The sequence below is a fragment of the Azospirillum sp. B506 genome (assembly GCF_000333595.1).
GTDB lineage: Bacteria > Pseudomonadota > Alphaproteobacteria > Azospirillales > Azospirillaceae > Azospirillum.
The window spans coordinates 1-3,630 of the sequence record NZ_BADK01000248.1; the positions used below are offsets into that span (position 1 = coordinate 1).

Below are 3,630 nucleotides of genomic sequence, written 5' to 3' on the forward strand. Positions count from 1 at the left end.
CCGTAGTCGAACGGGATGACCGCCCAGGCGATCAGCGCCAGGAAGAAGGTCAGCATCGGCGCGATGTAGAACACCACGCGGTTGGCGCCTTCCGGCAGGATCTGTTCCTTGGCGAACAGCTTCAGGCCGTCGGCGAAGGGCTGCATCAGGCCGAAGGGACCGACGATGCTCGGACCCTGGCGCATCTGCATCGCGCCCATGATCTTGCGCTCGGCATAGGTCATGAAGGCGACGGCAACCAGCAGCGGCACGGTGATCGCCAGGATCTGCAGGACCATAATGATCAGCGGCAGGAGAAAGCCGCTCCAGAACTCAGCCATGGGTGCCAGTCCTCTCCTGAGCAGGGCCCACCAGCGCTTCCGTGCAGTTGGCCATCGTCACCGACGCCCGGCTGATCGGGTCGGTCATGTAGAAATTGGTGATCGGCGTCACGAAGGGGGCGGCATCGACCGGACCCTGCGCACCGAACGGTGCCCAGCTCGTCGCGGTCGTCTCACCGACCGCGCCGAAGATCGGGTTGGCGGCCATCAAACGCTGGCGCAGCTGGCCGTGGGTGTCGAAGGGCAGCGTGGTGCCCAGGACTTCCGACAGGGCGCGGACGATCTTCCAGTCCTCGCGCGCTTCGCCAGGCGGGAACACCGCGAGGCGTGCAAGCTGCGGGCGGCCCTCGGTGTTGACGTAGACCGCGTTCTTCTCGGTGTAGGCGGCACCCGGCAGGATGACGTCGGCGCGGTGGGCACCGGCATCGCCATGGTGGCCCTGGTAGACGACGAAGGCGTTGCCGAGCTTGGCCATGTCGATCTCGTCGGCACCCAGCAGGTAGACGAAATCGATCTCGCCCTTCGACGCGCCGTCGAGGATGCCGTGGAGGTCGCGGCCGCCCTCGCCCGGCAGGAAGCCGGCTTCGATGCCGCCGACGCGCGCCGCGGCGGTGTGCAGCACGTTGAAGCCGCTCCAGTCGTCGCGGAACATGCCGTAGACCTCGCCGACCAGACGGGCTGCGGCCTGGACCGCGAGACCGTCGGTGCGCTGGAAGGCCCCCATGCCGACGATGATCATCGGGTTCTTGGCCGCGCGCAGCGTCTCGGAGAACGGGTGGCTGCCGTCGACCAGCTGCTGCAGCGTGTCCGGACCGGAACCGATCACGCTGTAGGGGTAAGTCAGGTCACGCTGCTCGCCGATGGAGGCGATGGTGACGCCGCCCGCCAGATAGCGCTTGCGGATGCGGGCGTTGACCAGCGTGCCTTCCCAGCGCGGGTTGGTGCCGACCAGCAGGATGACGTCGGCCTTCTCGATGCCGGCGATGCCCGAGTTGAACAGATAGCCGGCGCGCACCGAGGTGTCGAACCGCGCACCGTCCTGGCGGCAGTCGAGGCTGGTCGACCCCAGACGCGACAGCAGCTCCTTCAGGGCAAACTGCGCCTCGACATCGACCAGATCGCCGGAGATGGCGGCGACGCGGTTGCCGGGCAGCCCCTTCAGACGCGCCGCGATGGCGGTGAAGGCCTCGGCCCAGCTGGCCGGGACCAGCTTGCCGTTCTGGCGGATGTAGGGGCGATCCAGGCGCTGGCGCTTCAGACCGTCATACGAGTAGCGGCTCTTGTCGTTCAGCCACTCCTCGTTGATGTCGTCGTTGACGCGCGGCAGGACGCGCATCACCTCGGGACCACGGGAGTCGACGCGGATGTTCGACCCCACGGCGTCGAGGACGTCGATGGTCTCGGTCTTGCGCAGCTCCCACGGACGCGCCGTGAAGGCGTAGGGCTTGTGGGTCAGCGCACCCACCGGGCAGACGTCGGCAAGGTTGCCGGACAGCTCAGAGCCGATCGCCTTCTCGACGAAGGTGGTGATCTCCATATGCTCGCCGCGATAGACCGCGCCGACATCGGGAACACCGGCAACTTCGTTGATGAAGCGGACGCAGCGGGTGCAGTGGATGCAACGGGTCATGATGGTCTTGATGACCGGACCCATATACTTGTCCTTGACCGCCCGCTTGTTCTCGCCGTAGCGGCCGCGGTCGAAGCCATAGGCCATGGCCTGGTCCTGCAGATCGCACTCGCCGCCCTGATCGCAGATCGGGCAATCCAGCGGGTGGTTGATCAGCAGGAACTCCATCACGCCCTTGCGGGCCTTCAGGACGGTCTCGCTGTTGGTGCGGACGACCATTCCGTCGCCGCAGGGCATGGCGCAGGACGCGACCGGCTTGGGCGCGCGCTCCATCTCCACAAGGCACATGCGGCAGTTCGCCGGCACGCTGAGGCGCTCATGGTAGCAGAAGCGCGGAATCTCGATCCCCAGCTGCTCGCAAGCCTGGAGGATCGAGGTGCCCGGCTCGACCTCGATCTCGATCCCGTCGATGGTCAGTTTCGGCATGGGAACGGGAACTCCTTACTCGGCCGCCAGCGGGGCGCTGTTGCGGTAGGCCTGGATGCGCCGCTCCACTTCCGGGCGGAAGTGGCGGAACAGGCCCTGGATCGGCCAGGCGGCAGCGTCGCCGAGCGCGCAGATGGTGTGGCCTTCGACCTGCTTGGTGACCTGCAGCAGCATGTCGATCTCTTCCATCCGTGCGTTGCCGGTGACCATGCGCTGCATGACGCGGTTCATCCAGCCGGTGCCTTCGCGGCACGGCGTGCACTGGCCGCAGGATTCATGGGCATAGAACTGCGACAGGCGGGCGATGGCCTTCACGATGTCGGTGGACTTGTCCATCACGATCACCGCAGCGGTGCCGAGGCCCGACTGCACTTCGCGCAAGGAGTCGAAATCCATCAGCACGGTGTCGCAGATCGACTTCGGCAGGACCGGGACCGACGAGCCGCCGGGGATGATGCCCAGCAGATTGTCCCAGCCGCCGCGCACGCCGCCGGCATGCTTCTCGATCAGCTCCTTCAGCGGGATGCCCATCTCCTCTTCCACGTTGCACGGGTTGTTGACGTGCCCGGAGATGCAGAAGAGCTTGGTGCCCGAGTTCTTCGGACGGCCGAGACCGGCGAACCAGGAAGCGCCACGACGCAGGATGGTCGGAACGACGGCGATGGATTCGACGTTGTTGACCGTGGTCGGGCAGGAATAGAGACCGGCCTGGGCGGGGAACGGCGGCTTGTTGCGCGGCTGCCCCTTCTTGCCCTCGATCGACTCGATGAGCGCGGTTTCCTCGCCACAGATGTAGGCGCCCGCACCCCGGTGGATGTAGACGTCGTAATTGTAGCCGGTGCCGCAGGCGTTCTTGCCGATCAGCCCCGCCGCATACGCCTCGTCGATGGCGCGCTGGACGTTGGAGCCCTCGTTGTAGAACTCGCCGCGGATATAGATGTAGCAGGCGCTGGCGCCGATGGCGAAACCGGCGATCAGGCAGCCTTCGATCAGCTTGTGCGGATCGTGGCGCAGGATGTCGCGGTCCTTGCAGGTTCCGGGCTCACCCTCGTCGGCGTTGATGACGAGATAGACGGGCTTGTCGGTCACGTTCTTCGGCATGAAGGACCACTTCATGCCGGTCGAGAAGCCGGCGCCGCCGCGGCCGCGCAGCCCCGATTGCTTTCACTGCTCGATGATCCACTCCCGGGCATTGGCCAGGATGGACCCGTGTTGTCCCAGTCACCGCGCTTGCGGGCCCCGTCAAGACCGAAG

The 3,630-nt window shown here is 66.3% G+C and carries 2 protein-coding genes and 1 pseudogene; all 3 read right to left on the reverse strand.

All coding sequences use genetic code 11. The features are described 5' to 3' along the window. Positions 1-320, reverse strand: a 320-nt coding sequence (locus I71_RS07745) for an NADH-quinone oxidoreductase subunit H (RefSeq protein ID WP_042693507.1), incomplete at its 3' end; no start/stop codon positions are given. Further along, positions 313-2,376 (reverse strand): NADH-quinone oxidoreductase subunit NuoG, encoded by a 2,064-nt coding sequence (gene nuoG, locus I71_RS07750; RefSeq protein WP_042693509.1) that lies wholly within the window; start codon positions 2,374-2,376, stop codon positions 313-315. The genes nuoG and I71_RS07745, both read right to left, overlap by 8 nt. 15 nt (positions 2,377-2,391) lie before the next feature. Then, a pseudogene (gene nuoF / locus I71_RS07755) lies at positions 2,392-3,630 on the reverse strand (NADH-quinone oxidoreductase subunit NuoF); the annotation flags it as partial.